This is a genomic window from Arsukibacterium sp., assembly GCF_018402695.1.
Taxonomy (GTDB): domain Bacteria; phylum Pseudomonadota; class Gammaproteobacteria; order Enterobacterales; family Alteromonadaceae; genus Alishewanella.
The window spans coordinates 144,794-170,034 of record NZ_JAGYIM010000008.1; the positions used below are offsets into that span (position 1 = coordinate 144,794).

Sequence of the window (25,241 nt, forward strand, 5' to 3'; positions counted from 1 at the left end):
GGTATGGCCAGCATTGATGACCGTTGCACAATTTGAAACCGTTGGTTTATGGCTTGGTTTAGCCACTCTATACATTTTTATTGTGCTGGCGATTAATGATGTCCTGAAAAAGAGCCAGGCGCCACGATTTGGTCGTTTTTTTGTCTGGCTGGTGTTGTTTTTATCACCACTGGTATTTGTGATTAAAACTGTCGTACAACACTTTATCGAATAACAAGGTTGAGATTAATGGCCAAAATCGCCACTGATCGCACCACTATTGATTTGTTTGCGGCTGATAAGCGGCCGGGGCGGCCCAAAACCAATCCGCTACCGCGTGAAGAACAGCTTAAGTTAAATAAACGCAATCAAATCAAACGCGATCGTAATAACGGGTTAAAGCGTATTGAATTTAAGGTATCTGGCCAATTATATGCAGCATTGAGTCAGGCTGCCGAGCAGGCGAACACCACACGCAGTAACTTAATTGAACAACTTTTAGAGCAAGCTTTATCCAGGTAAGAAGGCAATAAACCATGGCAACTGTAGGAATATTTTTCGGTAGCGATACCGGCAACACTGAGCATATCGCGAAGATGATCCAAAAAGAGCTGGGCAAAAATCTGGTAGAGATCCGCGATATCGCCAAAAGCAGCAAAGAAGACATTGCCGGCTTTGACCTGTTACTACTGGGTATTCCAACCTGGTATTATGGTGAAGCCCAATGTGACTGGGACGACTTTTTCCCGGAGTTAGAGGGTATCGATTTTAATAATAAATTGGTCGCAATATTTGGTTGTGGTGATCAGGAAGATTATGCTGAATATTTTCTGGACGCGATGGGAACACTACGCGACATTATCGAACCAAAAGGGGCAATTATCGTAGGTCACTGGCCGACTGCAGGTTACAACTTTGTCGCTTCAAAGGCTCTGGCCGATGACAGCCATTTTATTGGTCTGGGCGTGGATGAAGATCGCCAGCCAGAATTGACCGAGCAGCGGGTAAAACAATGGTGTAAACAGGTTTATGAAGAAATGAGCCTGCAGGAATTTGCCAATCTGTAACCGGATGCTGCCGGAGGAAAAAATCCCGAAGCTATTCAGGAAAAGAGGCATAATGCCTCTTTTTTCTTGCCTTAAATGGCTATTAACCGGCTTATCGACAAATTAACTTAACGATATTTCGGCTTTTTCCGGATATACACTGTCCGGTTTACTTCACAGACAACATTGTTATCAGCATCTTTGATATGCACCAGAAACTGCGGAAAATACTTTTCGCCCTCTGCCGTATGCTGTTTGATATCGTCCACAGCTTCGTCTGTCAGTAAGAACTCTGCACTCAGTTTGCCGAAACCGGGTTTAATGTAGTCAATATCGGCTTGTTTATCCCAGACAATGTACTCTTTGCCAAGCGCACCCATTAACAACAATGGGTATATCGGATCAGTCATTGCAAACATTGAGCCGCCAAACTGGCTGTTATTAATATTCCGGGTCCATGGCCGGCTTTTCAATTCAACCCTGACATATCGATAATCGTCAGCAAGACTGGCAACTTTAATACCGCTGAACAAAAAGGGTGGCCAGAAATTCAGTAATTTTCGCATAACCTGCGGTTTAAACGCCCAACGCATAATCGCACCTGGTATGACCTGTTAAAAGGGCATTTTAACCTGTCAAAGTGAAAGTACAAGAGCATCAGAGCTAAATCAGCGGTAATCGGCCATTTCAATATTGTGCTAATGTCTTTATAATCGATGCAAATCCACCAGCAAGACAGAGTTTTTTATGTCAGATCATAATACTGAGCTACGTAAGGCCGGCCTGAAAGTTACCCTGCCGCGGGTGAAAATACTCGAAATTTTACAAGATCCGAACCATCAGCATATCAGTGCAGAGGACGTGTATAAAATTCTGTTAGAGTTGGGTGAGGACATTGGCCTGGCAACAGTATACCGGGTACTAAACCAGTTTGATGACGCCGGTATTTTAACCCGTCACCACTTTGAAGGTGGTAAATCAGTATTTGAACTGACTGGTAACAGTCACCACGATCATCTGGTGTGCTTAAAGTGTGGCAAAGTTATTGAGTTTGAAGATGAGATTATTGAGGCCAAGCAATTAGAAATTGCTGAAAAAAATGGCATTAAGTTAACTCACCACAGCCTGTATTTATATGGTGAGTGTACTGATACCGATCAGTGTCAGAAAAACGCTGACGCTCATTAATAATGACTTGTTATTAACGACGGCACCTACGGGTGCCGTTTTAATTTGTCGTTGCAATCTGTCAACATGATTCGTGTCAACTGTTCCCGGTATTAATCCGCGCCATTGCCAGCGCGCTGACATAATTACCATACTGAAAAGCAAAATCAGCCAGTTCAGCTTCTATTTCAAAACCGAAACGTTCATATAACGCTACTGCGACTTCATTGCTGCTGTAAACCGTCAACTCCATCCGCCGGATATTCAACCAATTGTCTGCCATTTCCAGCGCTGCCCGCAATAACGCCGAACCTACCCCCTGCCCCTGATGCTCTTCCAGCACCCCCATACCCAACTCTGCTACATGCCGGCGTCTGGGGTTCTGACAAACCTGCAGACCAAGTTGGCCGACAACCTGACCTTCAACTTCTGCGACCAGATTATAAAAGCCGGCACCGGCATTATAAAGTTTCTGCCAGCTGGCAACGGGTTGATATGGCAGCTGCAAGGTATTTGAGAATACGGTGGGTTGATCATATATCGCTTTAATCGCTTCGATATCAACAGGTTCTGCATGGCGAATTATTACAGGCATGGTTTCGGCGTCCTTGGCAAATAAGACGGTTATCTTAAGACGGAACTTGTAGCGGCAACAAGTTATAAAATGCAAAAAGCCAGCAAAAGCTGGCTTTTAACTAACGCTAGTGACTTTTCAGAGCTGTTGTTCCAGTTCAGGCAGTACTGTAAACAAATCTGCCACTAAACCGTAGTCGGCCACCTGAAAAATCGGGGCTTCTGCGTCCTTGTTTATTGCCACTATGACTTTTGAATCTTTCATACCGGCTAAATGCTGAATCGCGCCCGATATACCCACAGCGATATAGAGATCCGGCGCGACGATTTTGCCGGTCTGCCCTACCTGCATATCATTGGGTACAAAACCGGCATCTACTGCGGCACGTGAGGCACCAATAGCGGCATTGAGCTTGTCAGCAATGCCATTTAACATGGCAAAGTTTTCACCATTTTGCATACCGCGGCCGCCTGAAATAATCACTTTCGCACCGGTAAGCTCTGGCCGCGCTGATTTGGTTAGCTCTTCACCGACAAAGTTCGATACCTGTAAATCTTTAACAATATCCAGTTTTTCAATTGATGCGCTATTACCCTCAGCCGCTGCTGCAAACGCTGAACCGCGGACCGTCAGCACCTTAATAGCGTCGACGGACTGCACAGTCGCAATAGCATTGCCTGCATAAATCGGTCGGACAAAGGTATCAGCACTTTCAATGGCAATAACATCTGACAATTGGGCAACATCCAGTAGTGCGGCTACCCGGGGTAACATATTTTTACCGGTAGTCGTCGCTGCTGCCAAAATATGGCTGTAATCTTTACCAATTTCTGCTACCAGGGCGGCAACGTTTTCGGCCAGCTGATGACCATAAGCACTGGCATCAGCGACCAATACTTTTGAAACGCCGGCAATAGCTGCTGCGGCCGTTGCCGCATTATCACAATTTTCACCTGCAACCAGCAAATGAATATCACCACCAATGCTAGTTGCCGCCTGAACTACCTTGTGGGTATCGGCTTTAAGGGCATCATTACTATGCTCTGCAATTACTAAAATTGTCATCAGATCACCTTCGCTTCATGCTTTAATTTTTCAACCAGTTCCGCTACCGACTCAACAATTACGCCACCCTGTCGGGTTGGCGGTGCGGTGACTTTCAGCGTCGTAACGTTAGAGCTCAGGCTCACACCCAGGCTGTCTGCAGCTTTGACGTCCAGTGGTTTTTTCTTAGCTTTCATAATGTTAGGCAATGACGCATAGCGGGGTTCATTTAACCGTAAATCAGTTGACACTACGGCTGGTAACGTCAGTTCAACGGTTTGCAGGCCGCCGTCAATTTCACGGGTCACCTTAACTTTATCACCATCAACCACAACTTTAGATGCGAAAGTACCCTGGCCCATACCGGTCAGTGCCGCGAGCATCTGGCCAGTTTGGTTGTTGTCTGAATCGATTGCCTGCTTACCCAGAATAACCAGTTGTGGCTGTTCTTCTGCAACCAGCTTTGCCAGCAGTTTGGCTACCTGCAACGAATCGAGATTAAGATCAGTTTCCAGATGAATTGCCCGGTCGGCGCCTAATGCCAACGCTGTGCGCAGTTGCTCCTGTACAGCTTTGCCGCCAATAGACACTGCGATCACTTCTGTTGCCACGCCGGCTTCTTTTAAACGTACCGCTTCCTCAACCGCAATTTCACAAAACGGATTAAGTGCCATCTTTACATTGGCTAAATCGACACCGGTCTGGTCTGCTTTTACCCGGACTTTGACGTTGTAATCGATAACCCGTTTAACCGGAACTAATATCTTCATATAATCCTCTTCGATTGCATGCAATTGCTTGCCTGACAGCAGGTTTACGTTAAGGTAAACATATCTATGTGTAGTGCTGCACAATCTACTTCCTGTTGACGTTAACGTCAACCTGCAATACCCTTATCAGCACAATAAACACAGTGAATACTGTAAATATAAGCATCCAAGAGGTAACCATCGTGGAAAGAGAAGCAATGGAGTTCGATGTCGTAATCGTTGGCGCCGGGCCAGCGGGCTTATCGGCCGCGATCCGGTTGATGCAACAGGCGCAGCAGGCCGGCAAAGAAATTACCGTATGTGTAGTCGAAAAAGGCTCTGAAGTCGGCGCTCATATTCTGTCTGGCGCAGTTTTTGAACCAAGGGCATTAAATGAACTACTGCCCGACTGGCAGCAAACAGGTGCACCCTTATCTACGCCGGTCACCCACGATGATATTTATCTGTTTAACGGTGCAAAAAGCAGCCGCAAGTTGCCAGGCTTTGCTGTACCAAAAACCATGCACAATAGCGGCAACTACATTGTCTCGATGGCGAATTTATGTCGCTGGCTGGCAGAACAGGCTGAAACTCTGGGTGTGGAAATTTTTCCGGGCTTTGCCGCCAGTGAATTGCTGCTTGACGATAATGTAGTTAAAGGTATTGTAATTGGTGATATGGGGCTGGACCGCGACGGCAAGCCCAAAGCCAGCTTTACCCCGGGGATGGAATTGCGAGCGAAGTACACCCTATTTGCTGAAGGGTGTCGCGGCCATCTCGGCAAGCAACTTATCAATCACTATCAATTGGATAAAAATGTTTCGCCCCAGCATTACGCCATTGGCTTTAAAGAAATCTGGGATGTCCCTGCCAACAATCATCATCAGGGGTTAGTCGTGCATTCTGCGGGTTGGCCTCTGGCTGATGAAGCGTCAGGTGGTGGTTATCTATACCATGCTGAAAGCCAGCAGATTGTCGTTGGTCTGATAATCGATTTAAATTACAGCAATCCGCATCTGGACCCATTTGCTGAGTTTCAGCGCTATAAACAGCATCCTGTTATAAAGCAGTATCTGACAGACGGCAAGCGGGTAAGTTACGGTGCTCGGGCCATTGCCAAAGGCGGCTTGAACAGCCTACCCAAAATGAGTTTTGCCGGTGGTTTACTGCTGGGCTGCGATGCCGGCACCTTAAATTTTGCTAAAATTAAAGGCAACCATACAGCAATGAAATCGGGGATTCTGGCTGCTGAGACGGTGTTTGCTGCATTGCAAAATGACGATGACGGCGGTAAGGATTTAATTGAGTATGCTGATGCAGTTAAGCAAAGCTGGTTATATGAAGAATTACACAGCTCACGTAATTTTGGCCCGGCCATGCATAAGTTCGGTACTTTTTGGGGCGGTGTATTCAATACCATTGAACAAAACTGGTTCGGTGGCAAGCTGCCCTTCACCATTAAAGATGATAACCGGGATTATGCACAGCTGAAACTGGCTGCTGACGCCGAAAAAATTGTATATCCAAAACCAGACAATGTGATTAGTTTCGACCGGCTAACGTCGGTTTATTTATCGAATACCAATCATGAAGAAGAACAGCCCTGCCATTTAAAACTTGCCGACCCCAGCATACCTATTGAAGTAAACCTGGTGAAATATGATGAACCTGCCCAGCGGTATTGTCCTGCTGGCGTCTATGAGGTGATTAATGAAGATGGTCAGCAGCCACGCTTTCAGATTAACGCGCAAAACTGTATTCATTGTAAAACCTGCGATATAAAAGATCCGAGTCAGAATATTACCTGGGTAACCCCGGAAGGTGGTGGCGGTCCCAACTATCCGAATATGTAGCAGCAATATTATTAGTTATTAAAAAAAGCAGTGGCCCAGCCGCTGCTTTTTTTATAGCCAGAATTGTATTCAGCTTGAATCCAGACTACGTTTAAACCTGAGTTTTTGCTTTGAACTGGCATATAGGTATTAACCGGAGTGCGTGTTATGGCTAATAAAATAATAACTAAACAACCGAATATAATGAACGCAAGCAGCAATAATTCTCAGGGTGCTCAGCTAGCAGCGGACCGTCAGGATGATACTACTGTAGCCTTTGCCAGTGAAGGATATCTATACTTTACTGAACGCGATTTAAGCCGTATTCTGGCTAATCTCGATGCACTTCGCAGCAGCGTATTTCCTCAGGTACAAACCGATAACGAACTTGAAAATCGGAAACAACAACATTTTCCGTCTGTATGCCTGATCGGGCTTGGCCGCTGTGGCTCTAATATTGCGCTGGATGTTGCTTCGCTGGTTTACAATGCCCGCAACTTCTATTTAAATGAATTTAATAATGAAGAAAAACAAAGCCGCGAGCAAGAATACCGGCCCATGCGCTGGATTAAACGCAGCCTGCACTTAACGCCAAACAATAGTCTGAAACCGGTATTCTTAATTGAGCCTTTAGTTATGCTGGGCGATTTAGATAAAGATATCGAAGGCCGCATCCGTTTCTCGCACAAAGGTGAAAAAAGCGGCTTCCTGCACGACTATACCAAAATGAAAATAATGGATTTATCTGAAGTACATGCCGGCGGTGCCGGTAATGCCCCTATTCTGGGCCAGTATCTGGCAAAGATGATACTCAATAAAGATACCCAACGTTTTTCCAATGCAGAGTGGAAGTTTATTCATTCTTACCTGATCGACTCCTGTGGTATTAAAGCGAATCAGTCACGGCTGTACTTTTATATTTTCAGCGCCGGAGGGGGCACCGGTTCAGGTATGGCCTCAGAGTTCGGTCTGGCCCAGCAATATGCCTATATGAGCAAAACTTTTGAGACTCGTCCGGCACCTGAAAGCGAAGAAAACCGCGGCCACTCATTTGTATTTGAACCGATTTTTACCAGTGGCATCTGTATCCTGCCCAATATCTCAGATCACGGCGTCGAGATGTCAGAGGCCTTACATATTAATGCCGGCCGTTTGCTGTGTAAGTATCTGGCAGAGGAATGGGATTTCTCCTACAACTTTGACAACGAAGACAGCAGTGAATCCAGCGTAATGCACCGCATTCGTCCATGGAATGCGATGATGTTAATTTCCAATGATATTATGCGCTACGCTGAAGAGACGGATGATGGTGATATTCAGCATATCGATGTCAATGCCATGGAGAAATATGCCAATCAGTACATCTCGCAGCAAATATTTAATATTCTGACAGCACAGGCGGTCACTACTGATTATGACGAGAACTATTTCCGGCGCGCAGGTATTGATATTGGTGAAACTATCCGGCTTGATGCCAACGACTTATTTATGAGCCTGGCGGGCCCTGTTGCAGTGGCATATGCCGAATCAGTTATACCAGCCAGCCAGCGGGATAATGCCGAAAAAAGCAAAGTATCTGATAAAAATGGTTTAAACATCGATGACTTATTTTTCCGCTCTATCGATTTACCGCATTTTAACAAAGTCACCCAGGCGATTGAAGGTATCAGCTTACTGCCAATTGAATCTGGCCGTTACCGGCAAACCCTGGCCAGCTATGTTAAAAATGGCTACAACGCGGCAGAGTTAAATGACCTGCATTTTTTCAAAAACTGTTCGTCCGTTGTCTCGATTGTCTCCCTGCCAAAAGACTATAAGCTGTCTTATATGGATCTGAACCGCTTAAAATCGCACCTGAATAATTTATTTCCCAACACCACTTTAAAGCGCTACGCTTTGGTTATCGGTGCTTCAGCCAATATTTCCCTGACCACATTAATTGTAAAAAGCCCATGCTTAAGTGACGACTTCTTAACGTTAATTGTCGCCTTTATTAAGCGTTGCTTTGCCAAAGACAGCTACCGTTTCGATGAGAAGCTGGATCAAGCCATGCTCGATTTTATCCGCAGTGATGAATTTGATGAGCAGAAAGTCGATGCTATGTTGAATGAATTTGAAAACCCGGCAAAAATTCTTGATACCAACTGGTATGCCATAAAGCCAATGTACGAGAAAAAATACCGTGAGCTTATTCACAATAAAGATAAATTTATCTCAATTAATGACATCCGGCTTAGTCGTGACAGTGTGAAAAAAGCCATTAAATACCTGCGGGAAATTTACCGGCATAAAATCAGCAAAACCAAGGTAATTTCATTGAATAGTCCGGCCGTAAAAAAATCTGCGGCGGCTGATTAAGCCGAAGGCTTGCCGCACGCTTAGTAAGCCCCTAAACTAGGGGTTGTTTTTTTACGACTCAAGAATCCAATGACAGATCCTACCCAGTATCGTTTGAATAAATTTATCAGTGACACCGGATTTTGCTCGCGTCGTCAGGCCGACAAATATATTGAACAAGGTTTGGTTACGGTAAACGGCCAGATAGCACCTGTAGGCTTAAAAGTGTCTGCCAGCGATGATGTCAGGGTCGAGGGCAAGCCGCTGAAAGATAAACCGGCAAGAATTTACCTGGCGTATCACAAACCTGTCGGCATTACCTGCACCACCGAACGGCACATTAAAGGCAATATCATTGATGCCATTGGCTATCCGGAGCGGATCTTTCCGATTGGTCGGCTGGATAAGCCCTCAGAAGGGCTGATATTCCTGACTAATGACGGTGATATTGTTAACAAGGTTCTTCGCGCCGGCAATGCCCATGAAAAAGAATATACCGTTACAGTTAATAAACCAATTACCGCCAATTTCATTAGTAAAATGGCCAATGGCGTGCCTATTCTTGATACTGTTACCCTACCCTGCACCGTTACCCAGGTGTCTAAAAATACCTTTAGAATTATATTAACCCAGGGCCTTAACCGGCAAATTCGCCGAATGGCCGAGTACCTTGGATATGAAGTCATTAAATTAAAACGTACCCGAATTATGCACGTTCGGCTGGCTGAACTGCGCGCTGGCCAGTGGCGGTTATTAGACAAGTACGAATTAGCACAACTGGAGCAGTTACTGCAGCATTCCAGCAAAACGGTAAACGATTGCAATGACAACGTGCAGGACGACGAGGAATAACAATTACCATGAACCGGCTTAGCTCAGGTTATTTGCTACCACTGTTTGCCGGGCCGGCAGTATTTGTCATGGTACTGCTAAATGAGCCACTGTTCAGTGGGATGTCGCACGCAGCCTGGTTGCTAAGTGGTCTGACGGCCTGGATGGCAATATGGTGGATAACTGAAAGCGTTCCTATTCCTGCAACTTCACTGCTACCCATTGTGGTCGTGCCGTTACTGAACCTGGATACCGTCGGTAATGTCACTACCCCTTATGCTGACCCATTGATTTTCCTGTTTCTTGGCGGCTTTATACTGTCTATCGCCATGGAACGCTGGAACCTGCACAAACGGGTAGCCTTGTTAACGATGCTGATGGTAGGTAGTAAACCCAGCCAGCAAATCGCTGGCATGATGCTGGTCACGGCTTTCCTGTCGATGTGGATGTCCAATACCGCGACCGCCGTCATGATGTTGCCAATTGCTTTATCGATCATCGGTATGCAGGACGATATAAGCGATAAATTTGCCAAAGCTATGTTGTTGTCTATTGCCTATGCCGCCAGTATCGGCGGTGTGGCAACGTTAATCGGCACACCACCTAATGCGTTACTGGCGGGTTATTTACGCAATCAGTACCAGTTAGACGTTGGTTTTGCTGAATGGATGCTTCTGGGAGTGCCAGTTGCACTAACCATGTTGTTTGCAACCTGGTACTGGCTTACGCAATGGCATTTTCGGTTTGACCACAATGATCTGCAGGTAAGCCGTCAGCTATATCTGGATAAACTCAGCGCGCTGGGGCCGATGCAACGGGCTGAAAAAATAGTGTTGGCTGTGTTTGTACTGGCAGCCAACTTATGGGTACTGAGGCCATGGCTAGCTAAACTTACCGGTTTGCCGCTAAACGATACCTTAACCGCAATTTTTTGTGCCAGCCTGCTATTTGTTATCCCGGTAAGCATTAAAACCGGCCAGCGGGTACTGGTTTGGGAAGATTGCGCCAAATTACCCTGGGGCATTTTAATTTTATTTGGCGGCGGTTTAACCCTTGCGGCCCAAATTCAACAATCCGGACTGGCAGACTTTATCGCCAGTCAGGTTGGTGCACTCGGCGCTATCAATTTGTTACTATTGATAGTTCTGGTTACCAGTATAATTATCTTTTTAACAGAGATAACCAGTAACACCGCTACCGCCGCCGCTTTTCTGCCATTATTAGGACCCGTAGCGGTATCACTGAATACCAGCGCCTCAATGCTGGTGATCCCGGCAGCCATTGCCGCCAGTTGTGCCTTTATGATGCCGGTGGCTACGCCGCCGAATGCTATCGTTTTTGGCTCTGGCAAGCTGAAAATTGCTGATATGGTGAAAGCTGGCTTTGTGTTAAACCTGTTGGCAATAGTCGTAATAACCGTTGCGGTCTGGTTTATCAGTCCCTACCTCTTTGATTTCTAAACGCAAACGTTACAAAGTAAATCGCAGAAAGCAAAAAAGCAGCCTGAAGGCTGCTTTTTTTAATGTGGAGCGAGTAACGAGGTTCGAACTCGTGACCTCGACCTTGGCAAGGTCGCGCTCTACCAGCTGAGCTATACTCGCGATGCTTATGGCCATGTGCCTTAACACGTGACGCATTCTACTGTTTTAATTAAGCCAGTCAATAACAAATTAGCAGTTTTACAACTGACTGCTTAATTTTTAACTGACTTGCGCTAATTATCTACAGTCAGCCTACTGCTGTGATAAATCATGCCAGGCAGCAGTCAGATACTGATACATCGACCACAACGTTAATACCGTAGCAAGGTACAGCATGGCATAGCCAACCGGGGTAAACCAGGCCAGCAAGCTGAACTGCGGCTGCCAAATCAGGCCAATTAATGCCAGCATCTGGGCGATAGTTTTATACTTGCCAAGGTTAGAAACGGCTACATTAGCTCTTTTACCAATTTCGGCCATCCATTCGCGTAGTGCGGAAATCGCAATCTCCCGACTAATAATAATAATTGCCGGAATACTAAACCACAGCGATTGTTCATGAATTGCCAGTACCACCAGCGCAACGGCAACCATTACTTTATCAGCTACCGGGTCTAAAAACGCACCAAATGGGGTCGACTGCTCCAGTTTTCGTGCCAGATAGCCATCCAAAGCGTCGGTAATTGCTGCCAGACAAAATACTAATGCAGCCCAAAACCGGTAGTATTCCCAGCCAGAATAAAAGCAAAATATAAATACAGGGATCAGCAATAGTCTGAACATTGTCAACAGATTGGGAATATTCCACATATAACAGTTCTCACAAACACAATGTCGCTATGCTACTTGTTATGACACGCCTGGTAAATCTTTTCTGCTTGCTGTCTGGAAATACCGGGCACTGAACTAAGCTCGTTTACCGTTGCTTTCATCACTCCCTGTAAGCCACCGAGGTACTGCAACAGGGCCTGCCGCCGCTTTTCACCGATACCGGCAATATTCTCCAGCGGGCTTTTCGTCATACTTTTACCCCGTTTGCTGCGATGGCCGGTAATCGCAAAACGGTGTGCCTCATCCCGGATTTGCTGAATTAAATGCAGTGCCGGGCTGTCACCGGGTAAATGCAACTGCCGGCCACTGTCTCCAAGGATCAGCGTTTCCAAACCAGGCTTACGACTTACCCCCTTAGCAATACCAACCAGCAACGGCTTTTTCTGGTGCGGCCAAGTGGTGAACTGGGCCAGCGCAATATTTAACTGGCCCTGGCCACCATCGATAAAAATAATATCGGGAATTTTGGTTGTATCAGTTAGCCGGCTATATCGCTTATCCAATGCAAACTGCATGGCAGCATAATCATCACCACCCGTTATACCAGTGACGTTATAACGTCGATACTCCTGCTTATAAGGGCCTTCACCATCAAACACGACACAGGAAGCAATCGTCGCCTGGCCCATGGTATGGCTTATATCAAAGCATTCCATCCGATTGATATTATCATTAAGCCCCAACAGCAATTGTAGCGCAGAGTAACGTAATTGCATTTTCTGACCAGCCGATTGCCGGCTGTCACATGCTAATTCAGCATTTTTTTGTGCCAGGCTCAGATACTGAGATTTTTCGCCACGTTTTGCCGCAATAATTCTTATCTTGCGTCCTGCGGCTTCGCTGACAGCTTCTGCCAGTGACTCTGCATCATCCAGACCCAGCGGTACCACAATTTCGGGCGGTATTTGCTGTCCTCCTCCGCCGCTAAGATAAAACTGCAGTAAAAAGGCACTAAGCACTTCTTCCGGCTCGGTATTGGCGGGCACCTTTGGATAATATGATTTTGAACCCAATATCTTTTGCTGGCGCACAAACAGCACATGTACTACTGCCAGCTGGCCTGATTTGGCAAAACCGATAATATCCAGTTCAGCGTGTTCGCCACTGACATACTGTTGCTCCTGTACCTTGCGTAACGCGGTTATCTGATCACGAAAACTGGCCGCTTGTTCAAATGCAAGCTGCTCACTGGCAAAATTCATTTTCTGTACCAGTTGCTCAACTACCTGCTGGTTTTTACCACTGAGAAATAAACTGGCTAACTGCACCTGTTCTGCATAATCTTCATCGGATATCTTGCCCACACAGGGGGCGGAACACAGCTTTAACTGATATTGCAGACAGGGTCTGGTACGGGCCCGGTAAAAACCGTCCTCACACTGGCGAATGGGGAAAATTTTCTGCAAAGTTTTCAGACTTTGCCAAACCGCGCCGGCATTAGGATAAGGCCCGAAATACTGACCACTTTGTTTTCGCGGCCCACGGTGTGAACTGATCCGCGGATGTTTATGGCCGGAGATAAAGATATAAGGATAGGATTTATCGTCCCGCAATAACACATTGTACTTGGGCATGAACTGCTTGATCAGGTTATTTTCCAGGATCAGCGCTTCAGTTTCACTGTGGGTGGCGGTAATTTCGATACTGGCAATTTGCGCAACCAGTGCACGGGTTTTGATACTGTCGAGCTGTTGGCGAAAATAACTACTTAAGCGCTTCTTCAGGTCTTTGGCTTTACCAACATATATTACCTGCTCAGCCTGATTAAACATCCGATAGACGCCAGGCTGAGCAGGTACGGTAGCTAAAAATATTTTGGGGTCAAACATCAAATCAGGAAGATACCTTGGCAATATCAATCATGCCATGTCGTAAAGCTAAGTGGGTTAATTCAACATCGCCGCTGATAGCAAGTTTTTCAAACATACGGTAGCGATAAGAGTTAACGGTCTTAGCACTGACACTTAATTGTTCTGCAATATCATTGACTTTCTGGCCACGGGTTATCATCAGCATAATCTGCAATTCGCGATCTGACAGGCCTTCAAACGGGTTTTCACTATGATTGTTAACTTTAGCCAACGCCATTTTCTGGGCGACTTCATCTGAGATGTGTCGCACGCCGCTGTATACCTTGCGGATCGCTGATACCATCTCCTTAGGCGCTGAATTTTTTGAAATAAAGCCTGCAGCGCCCAACTGCATTACTTTAGTTGGCACCGGTTCTTCACAGGATACTGACAACGCCAGTACTTTTATGTCAGGACAAAAATGTAAAATTCGCTTAGTGGCCGTCATGCCACCCATGCCAGGCATATTCATATCCATCAGCACCACATCGGGTTCATTCTGACGGCAAAATTGCAGAGCTTCTTCACCGGACCCAGCTTCGCCTATCACCTTGATACCGCGCTCATCCATTAGTATGCGACTGATCCCAGTTCGTACAAGCTCGTGGTCATCAACTAACAGCACGTTAATCAACTTGGCTTCTCCGTCTCACTGGTTATTATTTTTATGCAGCTAGCATAGTAGAGCTTGAGCTTTTCTGCTAACTGGTTCGACACCAATATTATTGATCTTGGCTTTTCAGGAGTTAGTGTGCCAGAAAGGTAAATAATAGGAAACATTATTCCATAATTATTTAACCTGCAAAGGTTAGTATTAATACGCTGACAATAGATTTTAAAAAGCTCGAAGGGCACTAGCAAGAGAAGTGGCGGAGGGAGAGAGATTCGAACTCTCGGTGGGCTATTAACCCACGCCGGTTTTCAAGACCGGTGCATTAAACCGCTCTGCCATCCCTCCGCGCTATGGGGCGAATATTAAGAAGTCCCCCCTGCTTTGTAAAGCGCTTTTTTTCTACTTTTACCTGTTTGGTTATTAATCCGCCAACAACAAGGTGTTTTATAACATTATTACTGTAACTTCAGGCGATACGCACTGCCTAAAAAGCAAAAACCACCTTGCGGTGGTCTGCGTATATCAACACTGTAACATTTGGGTTAAGTGGCGGAGGGAGAGAGATTCGAACTCTCGGTGGGCTATTAACCCACGCCGGTTTTCAAGACCGGTGCATTAAACCGCTCTGCCATCCCTCCAGCGCTGCGTATACTAATCAGTTTGGCTGAGAAAAGAAAGCCAAAAGTTAAAAAAATTCAGCTGCAGCAGATTTTTATCTGATAACTACTGGAGCTACGGGAACTTAGTCAGTATGATAACGGCCAAAGAGACATAATATTCAGCTAACAGGAGACTGCATATGTCGTACAGAGAAACCAGTACTATCAACACCGTCAGTAGCGGTATTGAAATAAATAAAGTGCTACGTAATACCTACTTTTTACTTGGTCTCACCCTGGCATTCAGTGCGCTGACTGCCGTCATTGCTATGGCGATGAACCTGTCACCGCTGGCATCTATTGTCTGCTTCGTTGCCGGCTTTATAATGCTGTTTGTCGTTAATAAAAAGGCTGACTCAGCCAGCGGTATTTTCTGGGTATTTGGCTTTGCCGGCGCCATGGGTGCATCACTGGGGCCGCTACTTAATGCGTATGCCGGCCTGGCCAACGGTCCAAGCCTGATTATGCAAGCTCTGGGTGGCACCGCTGTTATTTTCTTTGCTTTGTCCGCTTATGTGTTAACAACCCGCAAAGACTTCTCTTTTATGGGTGGTTTTTTAATGGTGGGATTAATCGTCGCGTTTATCGCCATTATTGCTAATATATTTTTAAATATCGCGGCACTTAACCTGGCGATCAGTGCAGCAGTCATTCTGATCATGTCTGGTTTTATCCTGTTCGATACCAGCCGCATTATCCATGGTGGCGAGACTAATTATATCCGCGCAACTGTTGGCTTATATCTGAACATCTTTAATATCTTTGTTCATTTATTAAGCCTGCTGGGTATCATGGGCGACGAGTAACCCTTTGCCGCTTTGTTAAGTTCCGCTAGAATACCCCGTCCTGAACGGGGTATTTTTTTATGAGGTCGCACTTTTTATGAGGTTGCAGTGACTGCTTTTAGTCTGTTGTTAACCACCAGTCCGTTGGCCAGCCAGGACTTTGCCAGTGCGTTGCAGTTTGCCAGCGCCGCAGTGGCAGGTGGCTATAAGATAGAGCAGGTTTTTTTATATCAGGATGCCGTGCTGGCCGCTGCAGCCAATATCGACTTACCTGCAGATGAAGCAAACCTTAGCCAGCAGCTGGCCGACTTTTGTCTACTGCAGCAAATTCCGTTGCTATATTGTGTTACTGCTGCCGAGAAGCGTGGCTTAGCACCTGTTAAAAATGGTTTTATTGCCGCCGGGCTGGCTGAGTTTGCTATGCGGCTAACTAACAGCAAGTTGGTGCAGTTCTGATGCAAAACATCGCTATTATTCAGCGGCAAAGTCCTTTTAACAGCGGCGACGGACGTGAAGCGCTCGACTTAATTCTGGCACTTGCTGCCGTTGAGCATCAGCTTACCGTTATTTTCTGTGGCGATGCGGTATATCAGTTACTAACGGTTAATCAAACCAGCGATTTCCCCCTGAAACGATATCAACAAGGTTTTAAGTTGTTTGGCCTGTACGATATTGAGCAGATCTATGTCTGTCAGCAGTCATTGCAGCAACGTCAGCTGGGCAGCGCTGACATTGCTGTAGATGCAAAACAAGTAAGCCCTGCGCAGCTGCAACAACTGCTGGCCAGTCAGCAACAGATAGTGTGTATTTAAATGAAACTGATTAATCTGACTAACCCTGCTGTTGACCTTACCCAATTAGCGCGGCTGTGCGAACAGGCAGATACAGTGCTGTTAAGACAAGACGCAGTGTATCTTGCGCACCGCAATGACATCACCTGGCCTTGTAACAACATCATCGCCCTCGGTACTGATGTCAGAATACGGAATGTCAGCCCCATTGCCGCTATTGGCGTGATCAGCGCAGCAGAGTGGGTTGAACTAACTGTGACAGCAACACAGGTTTTATTATGGCGTTGAACTCGATTACAGTTGCAGGACAACAACTGGCGCTGGATAAACACGGCTACCTGGCCGATCTCAGCCTGTGGCAACCGGAAGTGGCTGAACGCTTTGCTGAGTTGGAGCAGCTAATCTTAACTGAAGCTCATTGGGAAGTGATTCAATTTGTCCGGAATTTTTATCAGGAATTTGGTACGTCACCTGCAATCAGGGTTTTAGTTAAAGCAATGGCTCAGCAACTTGGCCCCGATAAAGGCAACAGCAAGTATTTATTTATGTTATTTCCGCAAGGGCCTGCTAAACAAGCCACCCGGTTGGCCGGCTTACCAAAACCCGCCCGCTGCCTGTAACTTCCGCGCTCAGACACTGCTGCAGCAGTTAGCTGCAACAGTGCGGCTAAATACTTACTTCAGATGGGTTTGCCCTGCCATATAAGGCCGCAGTACTTCAGGTATTTCCACACTACCATCGGCTTGCTGATAATTCTCCAGAATAGCCACCAGGGTGCGGCCAACAGCCAGTCCCGAGCCATTTAAACTGTGCAGCAGTTCCGGTTTTTTCATCTCAGCGCTGCGATACCGCGCCTGCATCCGCCGGGTCTGAAAATCAGCCATGTTACTGCAGGATGAAATCTCCCGATAGGTATTCTGCGCGGGTAACCACACTTCCAAATCATAAGTTTTGCAGGCTCCAAAGCCCATATCACCGGTGCATAACAGCATCACCCGGTAAGGTAACCCCAATAACTGCAGTACTTTCTCTGCATGACTGGTTAACTGCTCCAGTGCCTGCATTGATTGCTCAGGCTGCACCAACTGCACTAGTTCAACCTTGTCAAACTGATGCTGACGAATAAGGCCACGGGTATCTCGACCATAAGAGCCGGCTTCACTGCGAAAACACGGCGTGTGGGCGGTAAATTTTAATGGCAGCTCGTTGGCATCAATAATGCTATCGCGTACCAGGTTAGTCACCGGTACCTCAGCGGTAGGAATTAATGCCAGGCCCTGCCCCTCTTCCGTTGCTGGCTGGGTGTGAAACAGATCTGCCCCAAACTTCGGCAACTGGCCGGTGCCGTATAAGCTGGTATGGTTTACCAGATAAGGCACATATAATTCGGTGTAGCCATGCTCGCCACTGTGTAAATCCAGCATAAACTGGGCTAGGGCCCGGTGCAGCCGCGCCATCTGACCTTTCATTACAATAAAGCGGGTACCGGACAATTTGACTCCGGCAGCAAAATCCAAGCCCTCGGCATAAGCTTCACCCAGCTCAACATGGTCTTTTACCGGAAAATCGAACTGGCGTGGTTCACCAACCTGGCGCACCAACTGATTTTCAGTCTCATCCAAACCCACCGGTACTGTCTCATCCGGTAGATTCGGAATGGTTAATGCTAACTGCTCGACTTCAGCTAAAACTTCATCCAACCTGCTTTTTGCTGCATCCAGTTCAGCGCCTAAACCATCAACTTCTTTAAGCAAAGGGGTAATATCCTCACCGCGGGCTTTGGCCTGGCCAATGCCCTTAGATTTGCTATTGCGCTGGTTCTGTAACTCCTGGGTTTGGATTTGGAGCACCCGACGTTGCTCTTCCAGCTGCGAGAACTTTTCAACATCAAGGGTAAAACCACGGCTGGCCAAACGCGTCGCCGTTGCCGCTAATTCAGTTCGTAAAAATTTTGGATCTAGCATAGTAATAAGTTCTTCTGTCGGCTGAAGCCAAAACTGGCAGACAAGGTTAAAAATAACAGCCACGAATATTAACCAGCTCGGGCTGAAATTGAAATGCTTTGCTTAAATAAAGGTTATTCTTTATAGCGTTGCTGCTGACTTTGCGAATCAAGCTGACGCAAATAACGCAGTTTTTCGGCCAGCTGTTTCTCCATGCCGCGCTCAGACGGCTGATAAAACTGTTTATCAGCTAATTCTGGCGGCAGGTAGCACTCGCCGGCGGCATAAGCACCGGGTTCATTATGGGCATAACGGTAGCTTTCGCCATGGCCAAGCTGCTTCTGCAGTTTACTGGGTGCATTGCGCAGGTGCAGCGGTACCGGGTAGTCTGGCAGCTCTTCTGCCAGCTTCCGCATCTGATTAAATGCGGTATAGACCGCGTTGCTTTTCGGTGCCAGCGCCAGATAAACCGCTGCCTGCGCTATTGCCCGCTCGCCTTCTGCCGGGCCCACCCGGCTAAAGGTATCCCAGGCATTTAGCGCCAGCGTTAATGCTCTTGGGTCGGCATTACCAATATCCTCACTGGCAATAGCCAACAGGCGCCTTGCAACATACAGCGGGTCACCGCCGCCCGCTAAGATGCGGCAATACCAGTATAACGCTGCATCAGGATCAGACCCCCGCACCGACTTATGAAAAGCGGATATCAGGTCGTAGAACATATCCCCCTGATTATCAAAACCGGGCAATTGGCGTGGCACAATCTGCTTAATAAGTGAGGCAGTAATTTGCGAACCGGAGGCGTTGGCCGGGTCAGCCAGACAGAGTTCAGCCGACTGCTCGAGAATATTCAGTAGTTTACGGGCGTCGCCATTTGCCAGTTGCAGCAATAACTGTTCAGCGTCAGTATCTATGCTTAGTTGTAGCGCGCCAAGACCAAGTTTCTGATCAGTCAACGCGCGCCGCATTACCTGATGTAAGTCAGCATCGGTCAGGGCTTTCAGGACACAAACCCTGGCCCGCGATAAAATAGCATTATTGAGCGCAAACGCCGGGTTTTCGGTGGTGGCACCGATAAAAATAATGGTGCCATCTTCAATGTAGGGTAAAAAGGCATCCTGCTGCGCTTTATTAAAGCGATGTACTTCATCGACGAACAGTAAAGTACGCTGCTGATATTGCAGTTGGCGTTGCTGGGCGTCAGTAATCGCCTGACGGATATCCTTGACACCACTGGTCACCGCTGACAGCTTCTGTATCTTAGCATCCGCATGGCTGGCAATCAGCTCTGCCAGGGTCGTTTTGCCGGTGCCAGGTGGCCCCCACAAAATCAGCGAGAACACCTTACCGGCCATTATTGCCTGATACAACGGTGTGCCAGGGCCAATTAAATGCTGCTGACCGACATAATCACTTAATGTGACGGGCCGCAGCCGGGCGGCCAATGGCCTGATATCATCACTGAAGTCCAACGATAAACTAGTCATGGCGGCTATTGCTGACGCTGATCATCAATATCAACGCCGTCCGGCACCGTAAACTGAAATTGTTTGTCGTCTATCTGCGGATTTAAGCGGGCATCGCTAAACCGGAACACACTTTGTTGCTGGTTAATATCAATAACCGTCATCTCACTGATGCCATGCTCATCAAATGCCAGCATCAGTTGCTGCACCGGGTTATTGCTATCCAGCGGATGAATAATAAACATCTCTTGCTGGGCAATGACCTGATACTGCTGCCATAATTCAGGATCAGTTGTGGTAAGCAATGCGAATGCAGTTTGCCCTACCTGTGCTTTCGCATCATAAATACTGACCTGCTCCAGCAGTTCATTATAAAACCACAGGTTTTCACCATCGCTCACTAACAATACCGGCTCCGGCTCTTCCCCTTCAAACCTGAACTGGGCAATTTTTTTCAGCAGTAATCTGCCCTGGCCCTGTTGCAACAGCTGTTGCTGATCATCAAACACCTGTTGCTGAAAGCGAGCTGAAAAACTGTCAATTTTAGCCAGTTCAGCCAGCAATTCAGCACTACCATCAGGCGCGCTCAACCGTTGTTGCTGCACCGGTTTTAAATGCGGGGCAAAATCAACAGCAGGTGCTTGTTGCGCCAGACTGAGACTACTGAACAATAATGCAACTAACGCCAGTTTTTTCATTTAGTACCCTTTAGGTTGTGCCGGCACCATGACCTCACGGTTGCCGTTATGGCCAGGACCACTGACCACCCCACTCATTTCCATTTGTTCTACCAGCCTTGCTGCCCGGTTATAACCAATCCGGAATTTACGCTGCACACCGGAAACCGACGCCCGGCGACTTTCAATAACATGGGCAACAGCCTGATCATACAGTGGGTCGGCCTCACCATCATCTCCCTCCAGTGTCTCACCGGGGAGCAAACTCTCTTCACTGGTTTCACCACTTAAAATTTCTGAAATATAATTCGGTTTACCACGTTTTTTCCAGTCGGCAACAACCGCATGCACTTCATGGTCATCAACAAAAGCACCGTGCACCCGGTTCGGCACTCCTGAGCCCGGCGGCAGGTATAACATGTCGCCCTGCCCCAGCAAACTTTCAGCGCCTTGCTGATCGAGAATGGTTCTCGAATCAATTTTTGATGACACCTGAAACGCAATCCGGGTTGGGATATTGGCTTTAATTAAGCCGGTAATCACATCTACCGAAGGCCGCTGCGTAGCCAGTATTAAGTGAATTCCTGCCGCCCGGGCTTTTTGAGCAATCCGGGCAATCAACTCTTCCACCTTTTTACCAACAATCATCATCATGTCGGCAAATTCATCAATGACTACGACTATTGCCGGGAGTTTTTCCAACAGGGGGACTTCGGTGCGCATATCATCTGATGGCTTCCATAGCGGGTCTTTTAACGGTTCACCCGCGGCTATCGCCTCTTTCACTTTAAGGTTGTAGCCTTTCAGATTGCGCACACCCAATGCCGACATCAGCTTATAACGCCGCTCCATTTCACCTACGCACCAGCGCAGGCCATTAGCGGCATCTTTCATATCGGTAACCACTTCCGTTAATAAATGCGGTATACCTTCGTAAATTGATAGCTCGAGCATTTTCGGGTCAATCATCAGAAACCGTACATCATCCGGGGTCGACTTATACAGTAAGCTACAGATCATAACATTAACGCCAACTGACTTACCGGAGCCTGTGGTACCGGCAACCAGTAAATGCGGCATTTTGGCTAAGTCAGCCACCACGGATTTCCCGGCGATATCTTTTCCCAGCACCATAGTTAATGCCGATTTTGAGTCGGTAAAAATCTCATCGCCAATCACCTCAGACAGCCGGACAATTTCCCGATGCTGATTAGGCAGCTCCAGGCCGATAAAGGACTTGCCCGGAATAACTTCTACTACCCGAACACTGATGGCCGATAAAGAGCGCGCTAAATCTTTAGCCAGGCCGGTAATTTTACTCACTTTTACCCCAGGGGCTAAATCCAGTTCAAAACGGGTAACCACCGGGCCAGGGTGCACGCCGACAACCCGGGCCTCGACATTGAAATCAAGCAACTTGGCTTCAACCAATCTTGACACCCGTTCTAAGTCGGCAGGATCAATTGGATTCTGCGCTTTATCCGGGCGGTCCAGCAATGCCAGTGATGGCAGCTCTTCCAATGTGTGCTGAACTTCCTCAGTATCATCCGTATCGTCTTCTTCGTCCGGGAACTGCATTAGCGGGTCTAACTGCTCCTGCGGCTCAAGCTGAGCCAGGGTTTTAGACACATGCTCGCGATTCAATGGCTCATCAACGGCACTAAACGACAGCTGTTCGTCAGCAAGTTGATCCATACTGTAATAGGATTTTGCTTCGGTTTGCGGATTCAGTGGTTTAATGGGCAGCGGTTCAGTAATTTTTGGCTCGTTAAATAATGCCGGTTCAGCACGCTGTTTTGTCAGGCGCTGCTGAGGCTGATTTAATGCCAGTGGTTCAGGGTCGTGTTGTTTGTCATCATCCTCAGGTGGTGCACTGCCAAAACGCTCGCTTAACCAGCCAGGAAGTGCAGCCAGCCATTGACCTGCCCGAAAGCAGGCGACGCCGAGATAGTCGGCAACAGTAAGCCATGAGATACCGGTCATCAGGGTAAGGCCGGTTGCAAAACCCGCCAGAAGCAGCAAGCTGGTACCGATAAAATTAAAGGACGGTAGCAAAACGCTCGTTGTGACATCCCCTACTGCCCCACCGGACGAAAAATAATAAATATCATTAAAATTCATGCTGCTGATGGCCGTAGCACTAACCAGGGTTAACAGCAGGCCAATCAGCCGCAGTCCCAGAATAAGATAATCCAGTGCAAACACATCGTGGTAGCGTTTAAACAATAAATAGCCAAATACCGCTATCAGAAATGGCACCAAATACGCCACCCAGCCAAAACTGAATAGCAGCATATCTGCCACCCGCGCGCCAATCGGACCCGCATAATTGTTGACGCTGGTTTGATAGCCGGTTTGTGACCAGCTTGGATCGGCCGGGTCAAACGAAAACAACGCCAGCAATAAAAACAAAGCCAGCGCCCAGAACAGGATCAATCCCACTTCGAGCAAGCGTTGCACGCCATTTAACGGAAATAATTGTTTGCTTTGCAAATGATGGGCCTCATTATTTTTATTCTGTCTGCGCAGACCTTACTACCATACCAGAGCCAGCTAAAAAGTGCATCAACCCCTTTGCACAGAGCGCTTGCAGCAGGGCTATACCCTGACAGCCATTAACCTAATACAACGAAGATTAACCGTAGCTTTACCCGTTTGGTTACAGGGACATTGCCACAAAACTGCTTTGTTTAACCTCTTCCATTACCACGTACGTCCGGCTTTCCCGCACACTGGGCAATCTGAGCAGGGTTTCTCCCAATAGTTCACGATAGGCCGCCATGTTGGCAACCCGGGTTTTCAGCAGAAAATCAAAACTCCCTGAGACCAGATGGCACTCCTGAATTTCAGCGAGCTTTTGCACCGCTTTACTGAATTCGTCAAAGTCTTCCGGTGACGTTTTGCTTAAGGTAATTTCAACAAATACCAGCAGCGCCGCGCCCACTTTATGTGGGTCTACCAGAGCGGTATAGCCTATAATATAACCTTCGGCTTCCAGCTTGCGTACCCGTTCCAGACAGGGTGTCGGACTTAACCCCACTCGCCTGGCTAATTCGACGTTGGCCAGACGGCCGTCGTGTTGCAGTTCAGTCAGTATTTTACGATCAATCCGGTCTAACTTCTTGATACTCTTACTTAAAGAATACATAGCAGTGAAAACCACCTATTTTAAAATTTAAACAGGATTTTGCACCAAGCCAGCACATCAAAACAAGCATTAATTCTGTATTTTACGCTGTATACTGCGCACAAATTTTATCTCTTACCTATAGGGCGGAACAATATGATCATCGGTATCCCAAAAGAAATTAAAAATCACGAGTACCGTGTCGGTATGACACCAGCCAGCGTCCGCGAGCTGATTGGCCATGGCCACAGTGTTTATGTTGAGCATAATGCGGGTATCGGCATAGGTTTTACTGACGAAGATTACACCGACACCGGTGCAGTGGTGTTAGCTACCGCAGCAGAAGTTTTCGCTAAGGCGGAAATGATTGTTAAAGTTAAAGAGCCACAAGCTGTTGAGCGCGCCATGTTGCGTGAAGGCCAAATCCTGTTTACCTACCTGCACCTGGCACCTGACTTACCACAGACTGAAGACTTAATTAAATCTAAAGCAGTGTGTATTGCTTATGAAACAGTAACCGATAATAAAGGTGGTTTACCGCTACTGGCGCCCATGTCTGAAGTTGCTGGCCGGATGTCAATTCAGGCTGGTGCCCGGGCGCTGGAAAAATCTTGTGGCGGGCGCGGTGTCTTGTTAGGTGGAGTACCCGGCGTAGCGCCGGCAAAAGTTGTAGTTATCGGCGGTGGCATGGTAGGTACCAATGCCGCACAAATGGCGGTAGGCCTGGGTGCCGATGTATCAGTTTTAGATCGCAATGTCGATGTACTGCGGCGGATTAATGCGCAGTTTAATGGCGCGGTAAAAGCAATTTATTCGACTGCTGCCGCATTAGAGCAAGAAGTGCTGGCAGCCGACTTAGTGATTGGTGGTGTGTTGGTACCAGGTGCTGCTGCGCCGAAGTTAATTACTGCAGAGCATATTAAACGGATGAAACCAGGTTCGGCCATTGTTGATGTAGCGATTGACCAGGGCGGCTGTGTAGAGACGTCCAGAGCGACCACCCATGCCGATCCCACTTATATCGTGGACGATGTAGTGCACTACTGTGTGGCAAACATGCCAGGCGCTGTACCACGTACGTCAACCTTCGCACTGAATAACGCCACCCTGCCTTTTATCATCCGTCTGGCGAATAAAGGTTATAAACAGGCGTTAACTGACGATAAACACTTACTGGCCGGCCTGAATGTATATCATGGCCAGGTGACGAACCAAAGTGTGGCTGAAGCACTGGGTTTTGCTTACGTTGCTCCTGAGCAGGCAATTGGCAATAAATAGCCTGACTGAATCACGCTAACGTCAATAAAAAACCGGCTACAAGCCGGTTTTTGCTATTTTCTTTAATTAATTTCAATAAATCAATAATAAAGCTATACATTCTGCCCAGACCTGTTAAAGTGACTCCCGGCCTGTAAAGCAGACCTATGTAACAACATGTTTTTGAAAACTTCGCTACACG

At 47.2% G+C, this 25,241-nt stretch carries 26 protein-coding genes and 3 tRNA genes; 14 read left to right on the forward strand and 15 right to left on the reverse strand.

From position 1 onward, the window contains the following. Nucleotides 1–16 precede the first annotated feature (16 nt). From KG631_RS01570 to fldA, 3 genes are read left to right on the forward strand one after another with little or no spacing between them, the layout of a single operon-like run. Nucleotides 17–214, forward strand: coding sequence for a DUF2788 domain-containing protein (locus tag KG631_RS01570; RefSeq protein WP_213994923.1), 198 nt, complete (start codon nucleotides 17–19; stop codon nucleotides 212–214). A gap of 14 nt (nucleotides 215–228) precedes the next feature. Beyond that, nucleotides 229–501 carry a LexA regulated protein gene (gene ybfE / locus KG631_RS01575; RefSeq protein ID WP_097109697.1) on the forward strand — a complete coding sequence of 91 codons (273 nt, stop codon included), beginning with the start codon at nucleotides 229–231 and terminating at the stop codon, nucleotides 499–501. Nucleotides 502–515: 14 nt separating this feature from the next. Next, nucleotides 516–1,046 (forward strand): flavodoxin FldA, encoded by a 531-nt coding sequence (gene fldA / locus KG631_RS01580; RefSeq protein WP_097109698.1) that lies wholly within the window; start codon nucleotides 516–518, stop codon nucleotides 1,044–1,046. Between the two features lie 107 nt (nucleotides 1,047–1,153). Here fldA and KG631_RS01585 read toward each other — a convergent pair whose 3' ends face one another. Further along, nucleotides 1,154–1,618 (reverse strand): DUF4442 domain-containing protein, encoded by a 465-nt coding sequence (locus tag KG631_RS01585; protein WP_213994924.1) that lies wholly within the window; start codon nucleotides 1,616–1,618, stop codon nucleotides 1,154–1,156. 154 nt (nucleotides 1,619–1,772) lie between these two features. Between KG631_RS01585 and fur the strand changes: the two genes are divergently transcribed. Continuing rightward, nucleotides 1,773–2,213 carry a ferric iron uptake transcriptional regulator gene (fur, locus tag KG631_RS01590; protein ID WP_213994925.1) on the forward strand — a complete coding sequence of 147 codons (441 nt, stop codon included), beginning with the start codon at nucleotides 1,773–1,775 and terminating at the stop codon, nucleotides 2,211–2,213. 76 nt (nucleotides 2,214–2,289) lie between these two features. Here the strand turns inward: fur and KG631_RS01595 are convergent, their stop codons facing one another. From KG631_RS01595 to KG631_RS01605, 3 genes are all read right to left on the reverse strand, one after another. Continuing rightward, nucleotides 2,290–2,787 (reverse strand): GNAT family N-acetyltransferase, encoded by a 498-nt coding sequence (locus KG631_RS01595; RefSeq protein WP_213994926.1) that lies wholly within the window; start codon nucleotides 2,785–2,787, stop codon nucleotides 2,290–2,292. Nucleotides 2,788–2,904: 117 nt separating this feature from the next. Further along, nucleotides 2,905–3,831 carry an FAD-binding protein gene (locus KG631_RS01600; RefSeq protein ID WP_213994927.1) on the reverse strand — a complete coding sequence of 309 codons (927 nt, stop codon included), beginning with the start codon at nucleotides 3,829–3,831 and terminating at the stop codon, nucleotides 2,905–2,907. Further along, the gene (locus tag KG631_RS01605; protein WP_213994928.1) at nucleotides 3,831–4,580 is read right to left on the reverse strand and encodes an electron transfer flavoprotein subunit beta/FixA family protein; all 750 of its coding nucleotides are present in this window, start codon (nucleotides 4,578–4,580) and stop codon (nucleotides 3,831–3,833) included. Before KG631_RS01605 ends, KG631_RS01600 begins: the two co-directional genes overlap by 1 nt. A gap of 197 nt (nucleotides 4,581–4,777) precedes the next feature. On the opposite strand from KG631_RS01605, the gene KG631_RS01610 reads away from it, so the two are divergent. The 4 genes from KG631_RS01610 (at nucleotide 4,778) to KG631_RS01625 (ending at nucleotide 11,019) form a co-directional block, all read left to right on the forward strand. After that, nucleotides 4,778–6,412: an electron transfer flavoprotein-ubiquinone oxidoreductase gene (locus KG631_RS01610; protein WP_213995002.1), complete on the forward strand. Its 1,635-nt coding sequence runs from the start codon at nucleotides 4,778–4,780 to the stop codon at nucleotides 6,410–6,412. 147 nt (nucleotides 6,413–6,559) lie between these two features. Next, entirely contained in the window at nucleotides 6,560–8,749 is a 2,190-nt protein-coding gene (locus tag KG631_RS01615) for a hypothetical protein (protein WP_213994929.1), read from the forward strand. Nucleotides 8,750–8,818: 69 nt separating this feature from the next. Then, the gene (gene rluF, locus KG631_RS01620) at nucleotides 8,819–9,580 is read left to right on the forward strand and encodes a 23S rRNA pseudouridine(2604) synthase RluF (RefSeq protein WP_213994930.1); all 762 of its coding nucleotides are present in this window, start codon (nucleotides 8,819–8,821) and stop codon (nucleotides 9,578–9,580) included. Nucleotides 9,581–9,588: 8 nt separating this feature from the next. Then, a complete protein-coding gene (locus KG631_RS01625; protein WP_213994931.1) occupies nucleotides 9,589–11,019 on the forward strand; it encodes a DASS family sodium-coupled anion symporter in 1,431 nt (476 codons plus the stop codon). A 65-nt stretch (nucleotides 11,020–11,084) separates the two neighbouring features. Here KG631_RS01625 and KG631_RS01630 read toward each other — a convergent pair. The 6 genes from KG631_RS01630 to KG631_RS01655 all read right to left on the reverse strand — a co-directional run bounded on the left by KG631_RS01630 (nucleotide 11,085) and on the right by KG631_RS01655 (nucleotide 14,972). Continuing rightward, nucleotides 11,085–11,160, reverse strand: a tRNA-Gly gene (locus KG631_RS01630). Nucleotides 11,161–11,292: 132 nt separating this feature from the next. After that, a complete protein-coding gene (pgsA, locus tag KG631_RS01635) occupies nucleotides 11,293–11,850 on the reverse strand; it encodes a CDP-diacylglycerol--glycerol-3-phosphate 3-phosphatidyltransferase (RefSeq protein ID WP_213994932.1) in 558 nt (185 codons plus the stop codon). 32 nt (nucleotides 11,851–11,882) lie between these two features. After that, nucleotides 11,883–13,700, reverse strand: a complete 1,818-nt coding sequence (uvrC, locus tag KG631_RS01640) for an excinuclease ABC subunit UvrC (RefSeq protein ID WP_213995003.1) — start codon at nucleotides 13,698–13,700, stop codon at nucleotides 11,883–11,885. A 4-nt stretch (nucleotides 13,701–13,704) separates the two neighbouring features. Continuing rightward, nucleotides 13,705–14,355 (reverse strand): UvrY/SirA/GacA family response regulator transcription factor, encoded by a 651-nt coding sequence (uvrY, locus tag KG631_RS01645; RefSeq protein WP_213994933.1) that lies wholly within the window; start codon nucleotides 14,353–14,355, stop codon nucleotides 13,705–13,707. Nucleotides 14,356–14,588: 233 nt separating this feature from the next. Then, nucleotides 14,589–14,679 (reverse strand) — tRNA-Ser (locus KG631_RS01650). Nucleotides 14,680–14,881: 202 nt separating this feature from the next. Then, nucleotides 14,882–14,972: transfer RNA gene (locus KG631_RS01655), tRNA-Ser, on the reverse strand. Between the two features lie 161 nt (nucleotides 14,973–15,133). Here KG631_RS01655 and KG631_RS01660 point away from each other — a divergent pair. The 5 genes from KG631_RS01660 (at nucleotide 15,134) to KG631_RS01680 (ending at nucleotide 17,189) form a co-directional block, all read left to right on the forward strand. Further along, nucleotides 15,134–15,799, forward strand: coding sequence for a Bax inhibitor-1/YccA family protein (locus tag KG631_RS01660; protein ID WP_213994934.1), 666 nt, complete (start codon nucleotides 15,134–15,136; stop codon nucleotides 15,797–15,799). An 87-nt stretch (nucleotides 15,800–15,886) separates the two neighbouring features. Continuing rightward, complete coding sequence (locus tag KG631_RS01665) at nucleotides 15,887–16,234, forward strand: DsrE family protein (RefSeq protein WP_213994935.1); 348 nt, start codon at nucleotides 15,887–15,889, stop codon at nucleotides 16,232–16,234. Beyond that, complete coding sequence (gene tusC, locus KG631_RS01670; RefSeq protein WP_213994936.1) at nucleotides 16,234–16,590, forward strand: sulfurtransferase complex subunit TusC; 357 nt, start codon at nucleotides 16,234–16,236, stop codon at nucleotides 16,588–16,590. Before KG631_RS01665 ends, tusC begins: the two co-directional genes overlap by 1 nt. Beyond that, nucleotides 16,591–16,857 carry a DsrH/TusB family sulfur metabolism protein gene (locus KG631_RS01675; RefSeq protein WP_213994937.1) on the forward strand — a complete coding sequence of 89 codons (267 nt, stop codon included), beginning with the start codon at nucleotides 16,591–16,593 and terminating at the stop codon, nucleotides 16,855–16,857. Continuing rightward, nucleotides 16,848–17,189, forward strand: a complete 342-nt coding sequence (locus KG631_RS01680; RefSeq protein WP_213994938.1) for a TusE/DsrC/DsvC family sulfur relay protein — start codon at nucleotides 16,848–16,850, stop codon at nucleotides 17,187–17,189. The genes KG631_RS01675 and KG631_RS01680 overlap by 10 nt, the downstream gene beginning before the upstream one ends. 54 nt (nucleotides 17,190–17,243) lie before the next feature. On the opposite strand, the gene serS is transcribed toward KG631_RS01680, so the two are convergent. The 5 genes from serS to lrp form a co-directional block, all read right to left on the reverse strand. Further along, nucleotides 17,244–18,533, reverse strand: a complete 1,290-nt coding sequence (serS, locus tag KG631_RS01685) for a serine--tRNA ligase (protein ID WP_213994939.1) — start codon at nucleotides 18,531–18,533, stop codon at nucleotides 17,244–17,246. Between the two features lie 113 nt (nucleotides 18,534–18,646). After that, a complete protein-coding gene (locus tag KG631_RS01690; protein WP_213994940.1) occupies nucleotides 18,647–19,999 on the reverse strand; it encodes a replication-associated recombination protein A in 1,353 nt (450 codons plus the stop codon). A gap of 5 nt (nucleotides 20,000–20,004) precedes the next feature. Next, nucleotides 20,005–20,676 (reverse strand): outer membrane lipoprotein chaperone LolA, encoded by a 672-nt coding sequence (gene lolA, locus KG631_RS01695; protein ID WP_213994941.1) that lies wholly within the window; start codon nucleotides 20,674–20,676, stop codon nucleotides 20,005–20,007. After that, complete coding sequence (locus KG631_RS01700) at nucleotides 20,677–23,148, reverse strand: DNA translocase FtsK (protein WP_213994942.1); 2,472 nt, start codon at nucleotides 23,146–23,148, stop codon at nucleotides 20,677–20,679. Nucleotides 23,149–23,314: 166 nt separating this feature from the next. After that, nucleotides 23,315–23,803 (reverse strand): leucine-responsive transcriptional regulator Lrp, encoded by a 489-nt coding sequence (gene lrp / locus KG631_RS01705; RefSeq protein ID WP_213994943.1) that lies wholly within the window; start codon nucleotides 23,801–23,803, stop codon nucleotides 23,315–23,317. Between the two features lie 135 nt (nucleotides 23,804–23,938). Between lrp and ald the strand changes: the two genes are divergently transcribed. Further along, nucleotides 23,939–25,060, forward strand: coding sequence for an alanine dehydrogenase (gene ald, locus KG631_RS01710; protein ID WP_213994944.1), 1,122 nt, complete (start codon nucleotides 23,939–23,941; stop codon nucleotides 25,058–25,060). The last annotated feature ends 181 nt before the right edge of the window (nucleotides 25,061–25,241 follow it).

Excerpts from the sequence above, each read along its gene's own strand:
- KG631_RS01585 (WP_213994924.1), bottom strand. The coding sequence starts at position 1,618 with ATGCGTTGGGCGTTTAAACCGCAGGTTATGCGAAAATTACTGAATTTC.
- serS (WP_213994939.1), bottom strand. The coding sequence starts at position 18,533 with ATGCTAGATCCAAAATTTTTACGAACTGAATTAGCGGCAACGGCGACG.
- fldA (WP_097109698.1), top strand. The coding sequence starts at position 516 with ATGGCAACTGTAGGAATATTTTTCGGTAGCGATACCGGCAACACTGAG.
- fur (WP_213994925.1), top strand. The coding sequence starts at position 1,773 with ATGTCAGATCATAATACTGAGCTACGTAAGGCCGGCCTGAAAGTTACC.
- uvrC (WP_213995003.1), bottom strand. The coding sequence starts at position 13,700 with ATGTTTGACCCCAAAATATTTTTAGCTACCGTACCTGCTCAGCCTGGC.
- ald (WP_213994944.1), top strand. The coding sequence starts at position 23,939 with ATGATCATCGGTATCCCAAAAGAAATTAAAAATCACGAGTACCGTGTC.
- KG631_RS01675 (WP_213994937.1), top strand. The coding sequence starts at position 16,591 with ATGAAACTGATTAATCTGACTAACCCTGCTGTTGACCTTACCCAATTA.
- KG631_RS01625 (WP_213994931.1), top strand. The coding sequence starts at position 9,589 with ATGAACCGGCTTAGCTCAGGTTATTTGCTACCACTGTTTGCCGGGCCG.
- lrp (WP_213994943.1), bottom strand. The coding sequence starts at position 23,803 with ATGTATTCTTTAAGTAAGAGTATCAAGAAGTTAGACCGGATTGATCGT.
- KG631_RS01595 (WP_213994926.1), bottom strand. The coding sequence starts at position 2,787 with ATGCCTGTAATAATTCGCCATGCAGAACCTGTTGATATCGAAGCGATT.
- KG631_RS01680 (WP_213994938.1), top strand. The coding sequence starts at position 16,848 with ATGGCGTTGAACTCGATTACAGTTGCAGGACAACAACTGGCGCTGGAT.
- rluF (WP_213994930.1), top strand. The coding sequence starts at position 8,819 with ATGACAGATCCTACCCAGTATCGTTTGAATAAATTTATCAGTGACACC.
- KG631_RS01615 (WP_213994929.1), top strand. The coding sequence starts at position 6,560 with ATGGCTAATAAAATAATAACTAAACAACCGAATATAATGAACGCAAGC.
- KG631_RS01600 (WP_213994927.1), bottom strand. The coding sequence starts at position 3,831 with ATGACAATTTTAGTAATTGCAGAGCATAGTAATGATGCCCTTAAAGCC.
- KG631_RS01570 (WP_213994923.1), top strand. The coding sequence starts at position 17 with ATGACCGTTGCACAATTTGAAACCGTTGGTTTATGGCTTGGTTTAGCC.
- pgsA (WP_213994932.1), bottom strand. The coding sequence starts at position 11,850 with ATGTGGAATATTCCCAATCTGTTGACAATGTTCAGACTATTGCTGATC.
- KG631_RS01610 (WP_213995002.1), top strand. The coding sequence starts at position 4,778 with ATGGAGTTCGATGTCGTAATCGTTGGCGCCGGGCCAGCGGGCTTATCG.
- ybfE (WP_097109697.1), top strand. The coding sequence starts at position 229 with ATGGCCAAAATCGCCACTGATCGCACCACTATTGATTTGTTTGCGGCT.
- lolA (WP_213994941.1), bottom strand. The coding sequence starts at position 20,676 with ATGAAAAAACTGGCGTTAGTTGCATTATTGTTCAGTAGTCTCAGTCTG.
- KG631_RS01605 (WP_213994928.1), bottom strand. The coding sequence starts at position 4,580 with ATGAAGATATTAGTTCCGGTTAAACGGGTTATCGATTACAACGTCAAA.
- KG631_RS01690 (WP_213994940.1), bottom strand. The coding sequence starts at position 19,999 with ATGACTAGTTTATCGTTGGACTTCAGTGATGATATCAGGCCATTGGCC.
- KG631_RS01660 (WP_213994934.1), top strand. The coding sequence starts at position 15,134 with ATGTCGTACAGAGAAACCAGTACTATCAACACCGTCAGTAGCGGTATT.
- tusC (WP_213994936.1), top strand. The coding sequence starts at position 16,234 with ATGCAAAACATCGCTATTATTCAGCGGCAAAGTCCTTTTAACAGCGGC.